Source organism: Lysobacter lycopersici, from assembly GCF_007556775.1.
Taxonomy (GTDB): domain Bacteria; phylum Pseudomonadota; class Gammaproteobacteria; order Xanthomonadales; family Xanthomonadaceae; genus Pseudoluteimonas; species Pseudoluteimonas lycopersici.
Genome location: NZ_CP041742.1, coordinates 694626 through 710668 on the forward strand (window position 1 = coordinate 694626; position 16043 = coordinate 710668).

Annotated in this window: 15 protein-coding genes; 9 read left to right on the plus strand and 6 right to left on the minus strand. The window is 65.9% G+C overall.

What is annotated here, in order from left to right; translation table 11 throughout:
- Positions 1-12 precede the first annotated feature (12 nt).
- The 3 genes from FNZ56_RS03590 to FNZ56_RS03600 are packed head-to-tail and all read left to right on the plus strand — an operon-like array spanning position 13 to position 2632.
- Complete coding sequence (locus tag FNZ56_RS03590) at positions 13-513, plus strand: DUF456 domain-containing protein (RefSeq protein WP_143878528.1); 501 nt, start codon at positions 13-15, stop codon at positions 511-513.
- Entirely contained in the window at positions 513-1529 is a 1017-nt protein-coding gene (locus FNZ56_RS03595) for a mechanosensitive ion channel family protein (RefSeq protein WP_143878529.1), read from the plus strand. The genes FNZ56_RS03590 and FNZ56_RS03595 overlap by 1 nt, the downstream gene beginning before the upstream one ends.
- Positions 1526-2632: a phospholipase A gene (locus tag FNZ56_RS03600; protein ID WP_143878530.1), complete on the plus strand. Its 1107-nt coding sequence runs from the start codon at positions 1526-1528 to the stop codon at positions 2630-2632. Before FNZ56_RS03595 ends, FNZ56_RS03600 begins: the two co-directional genes overlap by 4 nt.
- Positions 2633-3304: 672 nt before the next feature.
- Here FNZ56_RS03600 and FNZ56_RS03610 read toward each other — a convergent pair.
- Entirely contained in the window at positions 3305-5026 is a 1722-nt protein-coding gene (locus FNZ56_RS03610) for a peptidase (RefSeq protein ID WP_143878532.1), read from the minus strand.
- Positions 5027-5174: 148 nt separating this feature from the next.
- Positions 5175-6722, minus strand: a complete 1548-nt coding sequence (locus FNZ56_RS03615) for a fumarate hydratase (protein ID WP_143878533.1) — start codon at positions 6720-6722, stop codon at positions 5175-5177.
- Between the two features lie 119 nt (positions 6723-6841).
- On the opposite strand from FNZ56_RS03615, the gene FNZ56_RS03620 reads away from it, so the two are divergent.
- The 4 genes from FNZ56_RS03620 (at position 6842) to FNZ56_RS03635 (ending at position 10629) form a co-directional block, all read left to right on the plus strand.
- The gene (locus FNZ56_RS03620; protein WP_143878534.1) at positions 6842-7075 is read left to right on the plus strand and encodes an AbrB/MazE/SpoVT family DNA-binding domain-containing protein; all 234 of its coding nucleotides are present in this window, start codon (positions 6842-6844) and stop codon (positions 7073-7075) included.
- 6 nt (positions 7076-7081) lie between these two features.
- Positions 7082-7483, plus strand: coding sequence for a type II toxin-antitoxin system VapC family toxin (locus FNZ56_RS03625; protein ID WP_143878535.1), 402 nt, complete (start codon positions 7082-7084; stop codon positions 7481-7483).
- 13 nt (positions 7484-7496) lie between these two features.
- Complete coding sequence (locus FNZ56_RS03630; protein WP_425571096.1) at positions 7497-9353, plus strand: ABC transporter ATP-binding protein; 1857 nt, start codon at positions 7497-7499, stop codon at positions 9351-9353.
- A gap of 109 nt (positions 9354-9462) precedes the next feature.
- Positions 9463-10629 carry a PQQ-dependent sugar dehydrogenase gene (locus tag FNZ56_RS03635; protein WP_143878536.1) on the plus strand — a complete coding sequence of 389 codons (1167 nt, stop codon included), beginning with the start codon at positions 9463-9465 and terminating at the stop codon, positions 10627-10629.
- A 158-nt stretch (positions 10630-10787) separates the two neighbouring features.
- Here the strand turns inward: FNZ56_RS03635 and FNZ56_RS03640 are convergent, their stop codons facing one another.
- Positions 10788-11333: a DUF488 domain-containing protein gene (locus tag FNZ56_RS03640; protein WP_143878537.1), complete on the minus strand. Its 546-nt coding sequence runs from the start codon at positions 11331-11333 to the stop codon at positions 10788-10790.
- 41 nt (positions 11334-11374) lie between these two features.
- Here FNZ56_RS03640 and FNZ56_RS03645 point away from each other — a divergent pair, with 41 nt between their 5' ends.
- A complete protein-coding gene (locus FNZ56_RS03645; RefSeq protein ID WP_143878538.1) occupies positions 11375-12169 on the plus strand; it encodes a ferredoxin--NADP reductase in 795 nt (264 codons plus the stop codon).
- A 19-nt stretch (positions 12170-12188) separates the two neighbouring features.
- On the opposite strand, the gene FNZ56_RS03650 is transcribed toward FNZ56_RS03645, so the two are convergent.
- Genes FNZ56_RS03650 through FNZ56_RS03660 form a run of 3 tightly spaced genes read right to left on the minus strand, consistent with a single transcriptional unit; the run spans position 12189 to position 13485 of the window.
- Positions 12189-12581, minus strand: coding sequence for a hypothetical protein (locus tag FNZ56_RS03650; RefSeq protein WP_143878539.1), 393 nt, complete (start codon positions 12579-12581; stop codon positions 12189-12191).
- A complete protein-coding gene (locus FNZ56_RS03655; RefSeq protein WP_143878540.1) occupies positions 12578-13006 on the minus strand; it encodes a hypothetical protein in 429 nt (142 codons plus the stop codon). The genes FNZ56_RS03650 and FNZ56_RS03655 overlap by 4 nt, the downstream gene beginning before the upstream one ends.
- Positions 13003-13485 carry a glutathione peroxidase gene (locus tag FNZ56_RS03660; RefSeq protein WP_143878541.1) on the minus strand — a complete coding sequence of 161 codons (483 nt, stop codon included), beginning with the start codon at positions 13483-13485 and terminating at the stop codon, positions 13003-13005. The genes FNZ56_RS03655 and FNZ56_RS03660 overlap by 4 nt, the downstream gene beginning before the upstream one ends.
- Positions 13486-13683: 198 nt before the next feature.
- Here FNZ56_RS03660 and dcp point away from each other — a divergent pair, with 198 nt between their 5' ends.
- Positions 13684-15834: a peptidyl-dipeptidase Dcp gene (gene dcp / locus FNZ56_RS03665; protein ID WP_143878542.1), complete on the plus strand. Its 2151-nt coding sequence runs from the start codon at positions 13684-13686 to the stop codon at positions 15832-15834.
- Positions 15835-16043: the final 209 nt, after the last annotated feature.

Sequence of the window (16043 nt, forward strand, 5' to 3'; positions counted from 1 at the left end):
CCCCGCACGCGCATGGACCACGCCTCCGTTTTGTACCTGCTCGCCGCACTGCTGGCGGTCGTCGGCCTCGTCGGCACGGTGCTGCCCGCCCTGCCCGGCCTGCCGCTGGTGTTCTGCGGCATGTTGCTCGCGGCCTGGGCCGACGGCTTCCGGCACATCGGCATCCCGATGCTGGTGCTGCTCGGCCTGCTCACGCTGTTCTCGCTCGGCATCGACCTGTGGGCCACCGCGCATGGCGCCAAGCGCGTGGGTGCGAGTCGCCTGGCGATCGTCGGCGCGATGCTCGGCACGCTCGGCGGACTGGTGTTCGGGCCGTTCGGCCTGCTGGTCGGCCCGTTCGCGGGCGCGCTGGCCGGCGAACTGCTGCACCGGCGCAGCCTGCAGCGCGAACACCTCGGCCACGCCGCCAAGGTCGGCTTCGGCACCTGGTTCGGCATCGTCCTCGGTACCGTGCTCAAGCTCGCGCTCGCGTTCGCCATGCTCGGCCTGTTCGCGCTGGCGTGGTGGCTGTGATGGCGATCGATCCCGCCGTCGCGGCAAAAGCCGTCGAGCATTCGACGCTGTACCTGCGCTTCGCCACTGCGCTGGACCTGATGGAAGCCAAGCTGGTCAAGCTCGTCGCCAGCCTGCCGCTGCTGCTGGTCGCGATCCTGATCGTGCTGTTCTCCATGTGGTTCGGCAGCCTCGTCGCGCGGCGGATGCGCGTGCTGACCCGCATCGCACGCAGCAATCCCTACATGGACGGCCTGCTGCGCGGCATCGTGCGCGGCCTGATCATCCTCGCCGGCGTGCTGGTCGCGCTGGACCTGCTCGGCGCGACCTCGCTGGTCGGCGCGGTGCTCGGTTCGGCCGGCGTGGTCGGGCTGGTGCTGGGTTTCGCGTTCAAGGACATCGCCGAGAACTACGTCGCCGGCGTGCTGCTCAGCCTGCGCCGGCCGTTCGCGCCCGGCGACCACGTGCGCATCGACAGCCACGAGGGCAAGGTGGTGTCGCTGACCTCGCGCGCGACCGTGCTGATGACCATGGACGGCAACCACCTGCAGTTGCCGAACAGCCTGGTGTTCAAATCGGTGCTGCTGAACTTCAGCCGCAACCCGCGCCGGCGCTTCGAATTCGAGACCAACGTCGGCACCCAGGCGTCGTGGCACGACGCGATGGACGCCGGCCTCGCCGCGCTGGTCTCGGTCGACGGCGTGCTCGCCGACCCGGCGCCGAACGTGCTGATCAAGGGCCTCGCCGACAGCGGCGCGACGCTGCAATTCCTCGCCTGGATCGACCAGACCCGCAACGACCTCGGCAAGGTGCGCAGCGAGGCCATGCGCCGCGTGCGCAAGACCCTGCGCGAAGCGGGCATCCTGCCGCCGGACCCGGTGCAGAAGGTGATGCTGCTGCGCGACGCCGGCGAGCAGGAGCACGCACCGGAAACCTCCCTGTCGCGCGATACCTCGGTCGACCACGCGCTGGATGCGCAGGTCGGGCGCGCGCGCGAGATCGAGGACGGCAAGGACCTGCTGGACGCACCGCCATGAACACGCCAGCGCGCATCGCGCTGCTCGCATCCGCCTTCGCGGCGATCGCCGCGCCGCGCGCGTTCGCGCAGCAGGCGGACGTCACCGCCTGCATGGCGGTCGAGAACGACAGGGACCGGCTCGCTTGCTACGACGCCGCCGCGCACCGCGAGGCGCCGACGCCGACGGCAGCGGACGCGGCCGCTGCGCAGGCGAAGCAGCGATTGAAGGCGCTGGACGAAATCGATCCGCGTGGTGCGCGCAGCGATCTCTACGCGTCGGAACCGAACGATGCCATCGCCAACGCCGGCAAGGGCTCGTTGCTCGACCGCCGCTGGGAACTGGCCAAGGGTTCGAAGCTCGGGACGTGGAATTTCCGCGCCTACAAGCCGGTGTACCTGTTGCCCGCGTTCTGGAGCAGCGATCCGAACGTGATGCCGCATTCGCCGAATCCGGACAATACGGTGACCGAGCCGCAGAACCTGCGCGACATCGAGGCGAAGTTCCAGCTGAGCTTCAAGACCAAGGCCTTCGAGAACGTGTTCGGCGACAACGGCGACATCTGGATGGCCTACACCCAGAGTTCGCGCTGGCAGGTCTACAACGCCGCGGATTCGCGCCCGTTCCGCGAGACCAATTACGAGCCCGAAGTGCTGCTGGTGTTCCGCAACAATTACAGCCTGTTCGGCTGGAAGGGTCGCATGGCGGCGGTTGGGATCAACCACCAGTCCAACGGCCGCGCGGATCCGTTGTCGCGCAGCTGGAACCGGGTGATGTTCAACGTCGGGCTGGACCGCGACAACTGGTCGGTGATGTTGCGCCCGTGGTATCGCATTCCGGAAGGCAACGACGACGACAATCCGGATATCGAGGATTACATGGGCCGCGGCGACCTGACCGTGGTGCGCGTGGCCGGCGACAACGAGTTCTCGCTGATGGCGCGGCATTCCCTGCGCGGCGGCGACCGTTCGCACGGGGCGCTGCAGTTCGATTGGGGGTTCCCGATCACCCGCCAGCTGCGCGGGCATTTGCAGATGTTCGATGGCTACGGGGAAAGCATGATCGACTACAACCACAAGGCGACGTATGTCGGCTTCGGCGTTTCTTTGCTGGAGTGGTATTGATACCAAGAAAGTAGGCTGGGATGGAACGAAGTGGAATCCCAGCAAGATAGGTAATCAAGCTAGACAATGCTGGGATTGCGCTACGCTTCATCCCAGCCTACGGGATCTAGATGTAAATGAGCAATCGGACGTTCGCATGCCTTACCTGCCGGAGACTCCAACGCAAGCCGCAATCGCTTGCTTCATTCGCCTGTCCGGTATGCAAGTCCGACTGTATCCGCGTGCACTGGAAGCTTCATGTGCCAGCTCCACGTAGGCGCAAAGATTGGGATAAGTTCTGGACCACTTATCTTGGCGAGCTAAGGCAACTTGAGCAATTCCATGCTGGGGCTGGTCCAGCAGAAATCATCTTGCCACTGCTAAACCAAAGGCACGTTCGAGATAGCATGTAACAATTTATTCAAACCGACTTTGCTTCGTAGTTCGGCTTGAACGAACGAATCACGCCACCACCGGAATCTTCCCAATCCTCGCCTGCCACTCCTTGGGTCCGATCTGGTGCACTGGTACGCCCGACGCACCCACCGACGGCAACTGACTGGCCTCCATCGTTGCACCCATAAGAGCAACGGCTGGATTCCCGCTTTCGCGGGAATGACGAGCAAAGCACCGACTTCCTGCAAACAAAAAGCCCCGGCATGCCGGGGCTTTCTGCTTCATCGCGACAGGAACTCAGGCCGCAGGCACGGTCACGCCATACGTGCACGATACGTTGTACGCATCGCCGATGGCGTTGACCTCAGCACTCGTATAGCCGAGTGCAGCCGCCGCATCGATCACCGCCTGCGCCGCATCCTTCTGGTTCGTCGACGAACCCGTCATCGACAACCCGGTGAAGAACGCCTTGTCCATCCGCTGCCCGCCGATCGCATCGCGCGCCACCAGGTTGCACGAAGACCAATACTGCCCCGCGGTATGCCCTTCCTGGCTCGCCACATCGCGCGGATACACGCGGCCGACGTTCCAGTTCGTCACCCGCCCGGGCCAGAACGGATTGTGTCCGTCCCAATTGAAAACCCAGAAATACGGCGCGTCCGCCGGCGTCCACTGGTTCGGCTGGTCGCGGCTGTAACCGGCCGCGACGTAATCGCCTACGCCTTCCGACAGCCCCTGCACCTGCGACAGGTGCCCGTCCGTCAGCCAATCGTGCAGGCCGTGGCCCAGCTCGTGGATCACCACGTCCGCGTCCTGCGCATCGTCCACGCCGCCCTGCCCGAAATGCAGGTCGCCGCCGGAGTAGTAGGAATTGTCCTGGCCGCTCATCGCGTGCGGATCGAACTGCACGCCGCCGCGCGGATGCTGGTACGGAATCGCCTCGACGCCGAGCGTGACGTTGACGTAACGCATGTAGGTATCGATGTTGTAGTAGGCGTTCACCGCGTCGAAACTGATGTTGTCGCGGGTGAAGTTGAACGCCTTGCCCGGCAGGCTCGGGCAGGCGGCGTCGTTCGGGGCTTCCAGGTTCCGGCACGTGGCATAGCGCCCGGCCAGGCTGTACAGGCCCGACGTCGCGTCGAAGCGGATGCCGCGCAGCACCACCTTCTTCAGCTGGGAATCCAGTTGCGGCGTATCGGCGTTGTTGCCATCGACGTAGCCCGCGTCGCCGTAGGTCGCGCGCGCGGACGAAAGCGGATCCGGCTTGAACACCTGGCCGACGCCCGATGCCACCGGCCGCGCGAACTGGCGCATGTCCTGCGCGCGCAGCACTTCGCCGCTGGACGCATCGACCAGCACGTCCCAGTGGTTCGCGCGCACGCGCCAGACGTCGCGGGTATTCGCCTGCGCGTCGCGTAACGCCATGCGTTCGGTGTTCGAGGCCTGCGCCTGCGTGCCGAGGTAGCCGCGGGCGATGCCGACTGCGCGATCCGCGGTCATCGCGGCCTTGCCCGCGGCCAGCGGCTTGAGCTTGCGCACGCTGTCGTTGCCGACGTAGAGGATGGTGCCGTCGTCGCGCACCGTCACGGCGATGTCGCTGCCGAACACCGGCAAGCCGCCGATCCGCTGCCGGTAGCGCACCACGGTCAGGCCGGGCTGCCTGCGCACGTGGACCTGCTGCAGGTCGGCCACGTCGCGTTCGCCCAGGCCGAGTTCGGCACGCCGCGCGACGAGGTAGTCGTAGGCCGCGGTCGCGGCGCTCGCCTTGAACTGCGCGTCGGTCGCCGACTTCGACAGGCGGTTGGCAACGAAGAAATCGGGTTGATACAAGGCGATGGCCGCGCCATCGGCGGCGTAGCGCCCATCGCGCCTGGCGATGCCGGCCTCGGGGGCGACGACATTGCGGGCAAGGCTCGCCGACTGTTTCGATTGCGCCTGCGGTTTGGCGGCGTCGGCGCTACCGGCGGAAATGGCGAGCGCGATCGTGGCTGCGAGCAGACAGGGCTTCAGTGCATGCATGGGCGTGACCTTTCGTCGTGGAGGAAGGACAAGGCTCACCGCCGTCGAGGCGGCATCGACGCGTTCGCGGTCCCCATGTCCGCGCGTCGATGCCGTTGTACCACCACCCTTCCCCCGCACGCAGCCGTACGGAGGATCGCGCCGCCGCCTACGCCACCATCACCGGGATCTTGCCGATCCTTGCCTGCCATTCGCGCGGACCGGTCTGGTGCACGGATTCGCCGGTCGAATCGACGGCGACGGTGACCGGCATGTCCTGCACCTCGAATTCGTAGATCGCCTCCATGCCGAGGTCGGCGAAGCCCACGACCTTCGCCGCCTTGATCGCCTTGGACACGAGGTAGGCCGCGCCACCGACCGCCATCAGGTACGCGGACTGGTGCTTGCGGATCGCCTCGATCGCGACCGGGCCGCGTTCGGCCTTGCCGACCATGCCCATGAGTCCGGTCTGCGCCAGCACCTGTTCGGTGAACTTGTCCATGCGCGTCGCGGTGGTCGGACCGGCCGGGCCGACGACTTCGTCGCGCACCGGATCGACCGGGCCGACGTAGTAGATGAACTTGCCGTGCAGGTCGACCGGGAGTTGTTCGCCCTTGTTCAACATCTCGACCATGCGCTTGTGCGCAGCGTCGCGGCCGGTGAGCAGCTTGCCGTTGAGCAGCAGCACTTCGCCCGGCTTCCACGACGCGACCTCTTCCTTCGTCACCGTATCGAGATCGACGCGACGCGCGTTCTGCGGCGAATAGGTGAGCTTCGGCCAGTCTTCCAGTGACGGCGGATCCAGCATCACCGGGCCGCTGCCGTCGAGGGTGAAATGCGCATGGCGCGTCGCCGCGCAGTTCGGGATCATCGCGACCGGCAAGTTCGCGGCATGGGTCGGGTAATCCTTGACCTTGATGTCGAGCACGGTCGTCAAACCACCGAGCCCTTGCGCGCCGATGCCGAGTGCGTTGACCTTTTCGTAGAGTTCGAGACGCAGTTCCTCCGCGCGATTGCTCGCGCCGCGCTGTTGCAGCTCGACAATGTCGATCGGCTCCATCAGCGATTCCTTGGCCAGCAGCATCGCCTTCTCCGCGGTGCCGCCGATGCCGATGCCGAGCATGCCCGGCGGGCACCAGCCGGCGCCCATGGTCGGCACCGTCTTCAGCACCCAGTCGACGATGGAATCGGAGGGATTGAGCATGGCGAACTTGGACTTCGCCTCGGAACCGCCGCCTTTCGCGGCGACGATCACGTCGACGCTGTTGCCGGGAACGACCTTCACGTTGACCACGCCCGGCGTGTTGTCCTTCGTATTCGTGCGCTTGCCGGCCGGATCGGCCAGCACCGAGGCGCGCAGCTTGTTGTCCGGATGGTTGTAGGCGCGGCGCACGCCTTCGTGGACCATGTCCTCGACGCCCATCGTCGCGTCGTCCCAGCGCACGTCCATGCCGATCTCGAGGAACACGGTGACGATGCCGGTGTCCTGGCAGATCGGGCGGTGGCCTTCGGCGCACATCCGCGAATTGATCAGGATCTGCGCGATGGCATCCTTCGCCGCCGGCGATTCCTCGCGCTCGTAGGCGGCGGAAAGATTCCTGATGTAGTCGACCGGGTGGTAGTACGAGATGTACTGCAGGGCGTCGGCGACGGACTGGATCAGGTCTTCCTGTTTGATCGAAACAGGACCGTTCGAAATCTTGGGCTGGCTGGTCATGTCGGCGTGCAGCGGGCGAAGCCGCTATTTTAGCGGCTGGGACACTTGGATGCGGACTGGCCCGCAGCCCCGGAATCTGGTATTACTCTCTCGATTGAAGTAATACCGAAGGAGCCGCCATGGGCACCACCCTCACCAGCAAGGGCCAGGTCACCATTCCGAAGCAGGTGCGCGACGCACTGGATCTCGCACCGGGCAGCGAAGTCGAGTTCGCGGTGAACCGCGACGGTGACGTGGTCCTGCTCAAGGCTGGCAAACGCCGTGCCCGTCGCGGCGACCGCTTCGAGGCGGCGCGCGGCAAGGCGCAGGTCAAGTGGCGCAGCGACGAACTGATGGCGCTGCTGCGCGACTGACTCCCGATGCTCCTCGTCGACACCAATGTACTGATCGACGTGCTCGAAAACGACCCGGCTTGGGTCGACTGGTCCATCGCGCAATTGCGCGCGCAGTCGCAGGTGCATGCGTTGGCGATCAACCCTGTGATCTACGCCGAGCTTTCGCTCGCCTTCGACAGTTTCGAAGCATTGGACGCCGCCGTCGCCGGGATGGAACTGGAACTGGCGGAAATCCCCCGCCCGGCCCTGTTCCTCGCCGGCAAGGCCTTCGTGCGTTACCGCCGCGAGGGTGGCGTACGCCAGAACGTGCTGGCGGACTTCTTCATCGGCGCGCACGCGGCGGCGCAAGGCTGGCCAGTGCTGACCCGTGATGTGCGCCGCTATCGCAATTATTTCCCGACCGTTCGGCTGATCGCGCCGGACTGAACGTACGCCGCCGATGCCATCACCGATTCCTCCTCCTCAATTGGATTTGCGCCAGCGCTTCGGCGCGATGCGGAATTTGCCGCCGTTCCTGCGCGAGATCTGGGCCAGCAGCCCATGGCTGACCAGCGCCAGCCTCGCCCTGCGCCTGGTGCGCGCGCTGATGCCGGTGGCGACGCTGTACGTCGGCAAGCTGATCATCGATGAAGCGGTGCGCCTGGTCGGTGCGCACGTGCCGCACGACACGCTTTCCGCGGCATGGCACAGCGGCGAGCTCTCGCACCTGGTGCAGTTGCTGCTGCTGGAATTCGCGCTGGCCATCGCCTCGGACCTGTTCGGGCGGATGGTGGCCTACGTCGACTCGGTGCTGTCGGAGAAGTTCTCGAACGAGACCAGCATCCGCCTGATGGAACACGCGGCGACGCTGGACCTGGAGGATTTCGAGGATCCGGACCTGCAGGACCAGCTCGACCGCGCGCGACGCCAGACCATGGGCCGGATGAACCTGCTCAGCCAGTTGTTCGGGCAGGCGCAGACCGCGATCACCGTCGTCAGCTTCGCGGTCGGCCTGATCGCCTACGCGCCGTGGCTGATGCTGCTGCTCGCCATCGCGATGATCCCGGCCTTCGTCGGCGAATCGCACTTCAACGCGATCAACTATTCGCTCAACTTCCAGTGGACGCCGGAACGGCGCCAGCTCGACTACGTGCGGCAGATGGGCGCCAGCGTCGAGACCGCGAAGGAAGTGAAGATCTTCAACCTCAACCGTTTCTTCATCGAGCGCTTCCGCACGCTGGCGCAGCAGATGTTCCTCGCCAACAAGGCGCTGGCGGCGCGGCGCGCGTTCTGGGGCACGCTGCTCTCGGCGCTGGGCACGCTGGGCTACTACGCGGCCTACGTCTACATCGCCTGGCGCACGGTGAAAGGCGATTTCAGCATCGGCGACCTGACCTTCCTCGCCGGCAGCTTCCGCCAGCTCGGCAACCTGCTCGAAAGCCTGCTGATCGGCTTCTCGCAGGTCGCGGGACAGGCCCTGTTCCTCGAAGACCTGTATTCGTTCTACGACATCAAGCCAGAAATCGCGAGCAAGCCCGATGCGTCGCCGATCCCGAAACCCATCTCGTGCGGATTCGTGTTCGAGAACGTCGGCTTCCGCTATCCGGACGCGGAGAAATGGGCACTGCGCGGCGTCGAATTCGAACTGCACGCCGGCGAAGTGCTCGCGCTGGTCGGCGAGAACGGCGCCGGCAAGACCACGCTGGTGAAATTGCTGGCGCGGTTGTACGACCCGGACGAAGGCCGCATCCTGCTCGACGGACGCGATTTGAAGGATTACGACCTCGACGACCTGCGCGCCAACATCGGCGTGATCTTCCAGGACTTCGTGCGCTACCACCTCAGCGCCGGCGAGAACATCGGCGTCGGCGACGTCGACGACATGTTCAACCAGGAACGCATCGCCGAGGCCGCGCGCAAGGGCATGGCCGACGAGGTGATCGCGTCCTTGCCGAACGGCTACGACCAGTTGATCGGGCGTCGCTTCAAGACCGGCGTGGATCTCTCCGGCGGGCAGTGGCAGAAGATCGCCATCGCGCGCGCCTACATGCGCGACGCGCAGGTGATGATCCTCGACGAACCGACCGCGGCGCTGGACGCACGCAGCGAATTCGAGGTGTTCCAGCGCTTCAAGGATTTGTCCGAAGGCCGGACCGCGGTGCTGATCTCGCACCGCTTCAGCAGCGTGCGCATGGCCGACCGCATCCTGGTGCTGGCGAACGGCAAGGTCGAGGCCAGCGGCACGCACGAGCAGCTGATGGCGCAAGGCGGACGTTATGCCGAATTGTTCGAATTGCAGGCCGCGGGGTATCGGTAAGCAGAGCGCATTTAGGAGCGCACCGCAGGGGCGCGACACGCATCGCTCATCTGGTCGCGCCCCTCGGCCCGTGGCCTCGGTGCGCTCCTACAACAGCGAGGCTACGACCATGCAGCGCATCACCCTATTCCTTCTCTGCATCGCCCTCACGCTGGCGCTGGATGCCTGCGCACAAACCGCGCAAGCTCCCGCAGTCGCGACATCACAAACCATGCCGTCGAACGCAGGGGCGATGCGCGTGGAAACGATCGCCTCCGGGCTCGAATACCCGTGGTCGGTCGCGTTGCTGCCCGAAGGCGGATTCCTCGTCACCGAACGCCCGGGCCGCCTGCGCCGCATCGATGCGAACGGCACGATCTCGACGCCCATCGCCGGCGTGCCGCAAGTGTTCGCCGAAGGCCAGGGCGGGCTGCTGGACGTCATGCTCGATCCCGGTTTCGCTGCGAACAAGCGTATCTGGCTGAGTTACGCCGAACCGGGCGAGAACGGCACCGCCGGCACCGCGGTCGCGACCGCGACGCTGGGCGATGCCGCGCTCTCCGACCTGCACGTCATCTATCGCCAGTTGCCGAAGCTCGAAGGCGGCATGCACTTCGGTTCGCGCATCGCCTTCGACGGCAAGGGTCATGTCTTCATCAGCCAGGGCGAACGCAACCACAAGGCGATGGCGCAGGATCTCGAAGTCCTGCAGGGCAAGCTGGTGCGATTGAATCTCGACGGCACGCAGCCAGCCGACAATCCCTTCGCGAATGCGCCCGGCGTGCGCCGCGCGGTGTGGAGCTACGGCCATCGCAACATGCAGGGGCTCGCCATCGACCCGCGCACGGGCAGATTGTGGGAAAGCGAACACGGGCCTCGCGGCGGCGACGAGATCAACCGACCCGAGGCAGGAAAAAACTACGGCTGGCCGACGATCAGCGACGGCATGGATTACGCCACCGGCCGACCGTATCCGGAAACGAAGGGCCGCGAGATGCCCGGGATGGAACGCCCGTACCACGTGTGGCCGAAATCGCCGGGCTTGTCGGGGATGGCGTTCCATACCGGGCATCCGGGTTCGCCATGGAACGACAGTTTGTTCCTCGGCGCGCTCGCCGACCGCGACCTGATCCGCCTGCAACTCGACGGCGACCGCATCGTGTCCGAGGAACGCCTGCTCGACGAACTCGGCGCGCGCATCCGCGACGTGCGCGCCGGAGCGGACGGGAACCTGTACGTGCTCACCGACGAAGACGACGGCAAGTTGCTGCGGGTCGTGCCGCCGGCATCGAAGTAAGTCGCCCCGCGTCCCTGTAGGAGCGCCTTTCAAGGCGCGACCACATGCTTTTGTGGGAGCGGCTTCCAGCCGCGACAAATCTCGCCATCGGGCCTAAAGGCCCTCCCACAGTCGCGACTTCCGTCGCTCCCAATAATCAAAGCCGAGCAAGCTCGGCTCTACAACAACGAAGCCTGCGGGCCCGGATAACGCAACACCCCGTCGACCAGCACCGCATCGGCGTTGAGCACGTGCGGTTCCACCTTGCCCGGCGCGAGGATGTCGAATACCTGCCATCCGCGCGCAACGAAATCGTCGGCGATGAGGCGGCGGTGGCAGCGCCACCACACCGCCTCGGCGCACATCACGCAGCTGCGTTCGCGCAGCGCGACCTGCATCAACGCATCGCGCGCATGGATGTATTCCGCGCTTGCCATGTAGTCGGCGTAACCGCGGAACGCATCGACCCGCCACGCGCTGTTGGGCGAATCCGGCCGCGGATCGCGGCGCCCGCCCAATGCAGGCAAGGGCCAGTAGCGGATCCCGGCCGCGGCCAGGGCCGGCGCCATCGCGTCCGGCGAAAACTGCGGGTTGCGGCGCGAACCGGCGAAGCGGCGCACGTCGGCGAGCACGGCGATGCCGTTTTCGCGCAGCAACTCCTCGAATTCCTGCCACGTCCGGGTGGAATGGCCAATTGTCCAGAGCGTGCCGGCCGCGGGTCGCATCCCGGTTAGAATACGCGCGCTTTCCCCACCGCAATTTCCGCATGGCCTCGCCTTTCGGCACCGAGACGGTGCTCGACGTCCGCCACTGGACCAACGCTTACTTCAGCTTCACCACCACCCGCGACGACGGTTTCCGTTTCGACAACGGCCAGTTCGTCATGATCGGGCTGGAGGTTGATGGCAAGCCGTTGATGCGCGCGTATTCCATCGCCAGCGCGAACTGGGAAGAGCAGCTCGAGTTCTTCAGCATCAAGGTCGAGGACGGACCGCTGACTTCGCGCCTGCGGCACGTGCAGCCGGGCGACACCATCCTGGTCGGGCGCAAGCCGACCGGCACGCTGCTGGTGTCCGACCTGCACCCCGGGCGCAACCTCTACCTGCTCGGCACCGGCACCGGGCTGGCTCCCTGGCTGGCGATCATCAAGGACCCGGAAACCTGGGAGCGCTTCGAACGCGTGGTGCTCTGCCACGGCGTGCGCGGCGCCGACGACCTCGCCTACCGCGATTACATCGAACGCGAACTGCCGCAGCACGAATTCCTCGGCGACACGATCCGCGACCGCCTGCTGTATTACCCCGCGGTTTCGCGCGAGCCGTTCGAGCACGCCGGCCGCGACCATCGCGGGCGCATCACCGAATTGCTCGACCAGGGCCGCGTCGCCGATGCGCTCGGCCTCGACCCGCTCGATGCCGCGCACGACCGCGCCATGATCTGCGGCAGCCCGCAGATGCTGGCCGATTTCCGCGCCATCCTCGACGGTCGCGGCTTCCATGCGGCGCCGAGGATCGGCACGCCCGGCCACTACGTGTTCGAGCGCGCGTTCGTCGAAAAATGAGCGGCGGCGGGCGCGCCGTTCAGGCCTGGCCGTAATTGAGCCAGATCCGCGCGCGCTGTTCGTTGTCGAACACGCTCACGTCGTAGCCGCGTTCGCGGCCGAGGATTTCCGCGACCTCGATGCGACCGACCGCGGTGCCGCGCACGTCGATCCAGGCGATGCGCACGCCGCCGAGCCCGCTGCCTTCCAGCACCGCGAGCAGGCGGCGCATCTCGGGTTCGGGCGGGACCACGCCACGGGTCTGGTCGAGCACCAGCAGCTTGTCGCGGCGTGCGGTGCGCAATGTTTCCGCGCTGCGCCGGAACAGGTCGATGACCGGTTCGACGCCATCGATCCAACCGGTGACGTCCGCGACGACACATGCCGGCTCGACGCGGAAATCGATCCGGTACGCCGGCTCGCCAGCGCTCACGCCACCCCGCTGCCGTGGCGCAGCCAGATCAGGGCCGATCGCTCGTCTTCGAACACGCGCACCATGCCGCCCTGCTCCATCGCCAGCAACGCGCCGAGTTCATCGATGCGCTGGCGCTCGAGGCGCGGTTGCACGATCGCGATGCGCAGGCCGTCCAGATCGAGGTCCGAAAGCATCGCCATCATGCGCGCGAGCCCCGCCTCCGAGAGGGTCGGGCCATCGAGGTCGCGCGAAATCATCAGCCACGACTTGCCGCTGGCGCGCGCCGTCAGGACGAAATGCCGCCAGCGCCGCGCCGCCGCGTCGGGATCGCCGCCCTGGCCGGACACGCGGGCCACGAACACGCCGGGCACGCTGCGGTCGATCCGGAACTCCACCGGCCCGAACCCGCTGTCCTGTGGTTCGTCGATCGCCTGCGCGTTCATCCCAGTGCGGCCTCGATGTCCTTCGCCAGCGATTCGGGCGTGTCGGTCGGCGCATAGCGCTTCAGCACCCTGCCGTCGCGGCCGACCAGGAACTTGGTGAAGTTCCACTTGATCGCGCCGATGCCGAGCAGGCCGCCTTTCTCGTCCTTCAGCCATTTCCACAGCGGATGCGCGCCGCCGCCGTTGACCTCGACCTTGGCGAACATCGGGAAATCGACGTCGTAGGTTAGCGAGCAGAAGTTGCGGATCTCGGCTTCGTCGCCGGGTTCCTGGTGGCCGAACTGGTCGCAGGGGAAGCCCAGCACCACCAGCCCGCGGTCGCGGTATTGCTGCCAGAGCTTCTCCAGCCCGGTGTACTGCGGGGTGAAACCGCACTTCGACGCGACGTTGACGACCAGCAGCACCTTGCCGCGATAGTCCGCGAGGGATTGTTCGTGGCCCTCGATGTCGCGGGCGCTGAAATCGTAGGCGGTGGCCATGGGTTGCTCCGGGAAAGGGTGCACATGCTACTGCCCGCGGGCGACGCGGACACGGTATGCATGCATTCCATGCCCGTGCCAACGCACGATCCGGCGACGGGCGGACATCCCGCGGCGCGGCGCCCCTGCCTTTCGTCATGGGCGCCTTCATGCCGCCTCCGCTAGGCTTGACGGCTTCGCAAGGAGTGAGGATCCGCCATGAATCGTCGTCCCGTCGCCTGCGCCCTCGCGCTCGCCATCGCCGCCTGCTTCGCTGCCCCCTTTCCCGCCGCCATGGCCGCGGACGCGCCCGCCGCCGCGAGCGCCAATCCCTTCGACGCGCCGAGCACGCTGCCGTTCCAGGCGCCGGACTTCGCGAAGATCAAGGACGCCGATTTCGCGCCCGCCTTCACCGAGGCGATGCGCCGGCACATGGACGAGGTGGCGAAGATCGCCGACGACCCGGACGCACCGACCTTCGACAACACCTTGGTCGCGCTGGAGAAGAGCGGGCAGATGCTGTCGCGGGTGAACATGGCGTTCAACGCGCTGACTTCGGCCAATACCGACGATGCGCTGCAGAAGACCCAGGAAGACGTGGCGCCGCTGCTGGCCGCGCACTTCGACGCGATCTACCTCAACCCGAAGCTGTTCGCGCGCATCGAGGCGCTCTACAAGCAGCGCGACGCGCTCAAGCTCGATCCGGAATCGAAGCGGCTGGTCGAGTACTACTACCTCGACTTCGTGCACAACGGCGCGCGCCTGTCCGATGCCGACAAGGCCAGACTGAAGGAACTCAACAAGGAGGAATCGACCCTCGATACGTCCTTCGTCAACAAGCTGCTGGCCGGAACCAAGGCCGGCGCGCTGGTGGTCGACGACAAGGCGAAGCTGGCCGGGCTCAGCGATGCCGAAATCGCCGCCGCCGCGCAGGACGCCGCGGGTCGCAAGCTCGAGGGCAAGTGGGTCATCCCGTTGCAGAACACCACCCAGCAGCCGGCGCTGCAGTCGCTCACCGACCGCGACGTGCGCGAACAGCTGTTCAAGGCCTCGTGGCTGCGCACCGAGCATGGCGACGGCAACGACACCCGCGACACGATCGCCCGCATCGCCCAGGTCCGCGCGCAGCAGGCGAAGCTGCTCGGCTACGACAGCTACGCCGCGTGGAAGCTCGACGACCAGATGGCGAAGACGCCGGAAACCGCGCTCAAGTTCCTCGACGACCTGGTGCCGGCCGCGACCGCGCGCGCGAAGCGCGAGGCCACCGACATCCAGGCGATGATCGACAAGGATGGTGGCAAGTTCCAGCTGCAGCCCTGGGACTGGCAGTTGTACGCAGAACAGGTGCGCAAGGCCAAGTACGACCTCGACGAATCGCAGATCAAGCCCTACTTCGAATTGAACAACGTGTTGGAGAACGGCGTGTTCTACGCCGCGCACCAGCTGTACGGGCTCGATTTCAAGGAACGCCACGACCTGCCGGTGTACCAGCCCGACGTGCGCGTGTTCGAGGTGTTCGATGCCGACGGCAAGTCGCTGGCGCTGTTCTACTGCGACTATTTCAAGCGCGACAACAAGTCCGGCGGCGCGTGGATGGACAACCTGGTCGGGCAGTCGAAACTGCTCGGTACCAAGCCGGTCATCTACAACGTCACCAACTTCACCAAGCCCGCGCCCGGCCAGCCGGCGCTGCTGAGCTTCGACGACGTGACCACGATGTTCCACGAATTCGGGCACGCGCTGCACGGCATGTTCGCCGACCAGCAATACCCGAGCCTGTCGGGCACCAGCGTGGCCCGCGATTTCGTCGAGTTCCCCTCGCAGTTCAACGAGCACTGGGCGCTGGAACCGAGCGTGTTCGCGCATTACGCGAAGCACTACCAGACCGGTGCGCCGATGCCGCAGGATCTCGTCGACAAGATCAAGAAGAGCGGCACCTTCAACAAGGGCTACGACGTGACCGAGGCGATCTCGGCGGCGCTGCTCGACATGTCCTGGCACACGCTGCCGGCGGATGCGCCGAAGCAAGACGTGGACGCATTCGAGGCGGCGGCGTTGAAGAAGAACGGCACCGACCTGAGTTACGTGCCGCCGCGCTACCGCTCCAGTTACTTCATGCATATCTGGGGGAACGGTTATGCCGCCGGCTACTACGCCTATTCGTGGACGCAGATGCTGGCCGACGACGCCTTCGCCTGGTTCGACGAGCACGGCGGCCTGACCCGCGCCAACGGCGATCGCTTCCGGCAGATGGTGCTGTCGCGCGGCAACACCGAGGACCTGGCGACGATGTACCGCGACTGGCGCGGCCGCGACCCGAACGTGGACGCGATGAAGAAGGATCGCGGGCTGGAGGGCGACGACCAGTAATCGTCGCGCTCGGCACAAAAAAAACGCCGCCAAAAGGGCGGCGTTTTTCGTTTGGCGAAACGATGTTGAATTACTTCACTCAACAGCGGGCTTTCTGTCTCTTCCCTTCGGTGATGGGATCGAAGGCTAGCGATTCACCATACGATCCTGTATCCCAGTGCCGACACCCAAGGAGCTATCATCATTCTGGGCGACTAGCTAGATAGGGA

What these genes read in the sequence shown, in the direction of transcription:
- FNZ56_RS03625 (WP_143878535.1), top strand. Translation starts at nt 7,082, where the DNA reads ATGCTCCTCGTCGACACCAATGTACTGATCGACGTGCTCGAAAACGAC.
- FNZ56_RS03630 (WP_425571096.1), top strand. Translation starts at nt 7,497, where the DNA reads ATGCCATCACCGATTCCTCCTCCTCAATTGGATTTGCGCCAGCGCTTC.
- FNZ56_RS03640 (WP_143878537.1), bottom strand. Translation starts at nt 11,333, where the DNA reads ATGCGACCCGCGGCCGGCACGCTCTGGACAATTGGCCATTCCACCCGG.
- FNZ56_RS03615 (WP_143878533.1), bottom strand. Translation starts at nt 6,722, where the DNA reads ATGACCAGCCAGCCCAAGATTTCGAACGGTCCTGTTTCGATCAAACAG.
- FNZ56_RS03655 (WP_143878540.1), bottom strand. Translation starts at nt 13,006, where the DNA reads ATGAACGCGCAGGCGATCGACGAACCACAGGACAGCGGGTTCGGGCCG.
- FNZ56_RS03645 (WP_143878538.1), top strand. Translation starts at nt 11,375, where the DNA reads ATGGCCTCGCCTTTCGGCACCGAGACGGTGCTCGACGTCCGCCACTGG.
- FNZ56_RS03590 (WP_143878528.1), top strand. Translation starts at nt 13, where the DNA reads ATGGACCACGCCTCCGTTTTGTACCTGCTCGCCGCACTGCTGGCGGTC.
- dcp (WP_143878542.1), top strand. Translation starts at nt 13,684, where the DNA reads ATGAATCGTCGTCCCGTCGCCTGCGCCCTCGCGCTCGCCATCGCCGCC.
- FNZ56_RS03595 (WP_143878529.1), top strand. Translation starts at nt 513, where the DNA reads ATGGCGATCGATCCCGCCGTCGCGGCAAAAGCCGTCGAGCATTCGACG.
- FNZ56_RS03610 (WP_143878532.1), bottom strand. Translation starts at nt 5,026, where the DNA reads ATGCATGCACTGAAGCCCTGTCTGCTCGCAGCCACGATCGCGCTCGCC.
- FNZ56_RS03635 (WP_143878536.1), top strand. Translation starts at nt 9,463, where the DNA reads ATGCAGCGCATCACCCTATTCCTTCTCTGCATCGCCCTCACGCTGGCG.
- FNZ56_RS03660 (WP_143878541.1), bottom strand. Translation starts at nt 13,485, where the DNA reads ATGGCCACCGCCTACGATTTCAGCGCCCGCGACATCGAGGGCCACGAA.
- FNZ56_RS03620 (WP_143878534.1), top strand. Translation starts at nt 6,842, where the DNA reads ATGGGCACCACCCTCACCAGCAAGGGCCAGGTCACCATTCCGAAGCAG.
- FNZ56_RS03600 (WP_143878530.1), top strand. Translation starts at nt 1,526, where the DNA reads ATGAACACGCCAGCGCGCATCGCGCTGCTCGCATCCGCCTTCGCGGCG.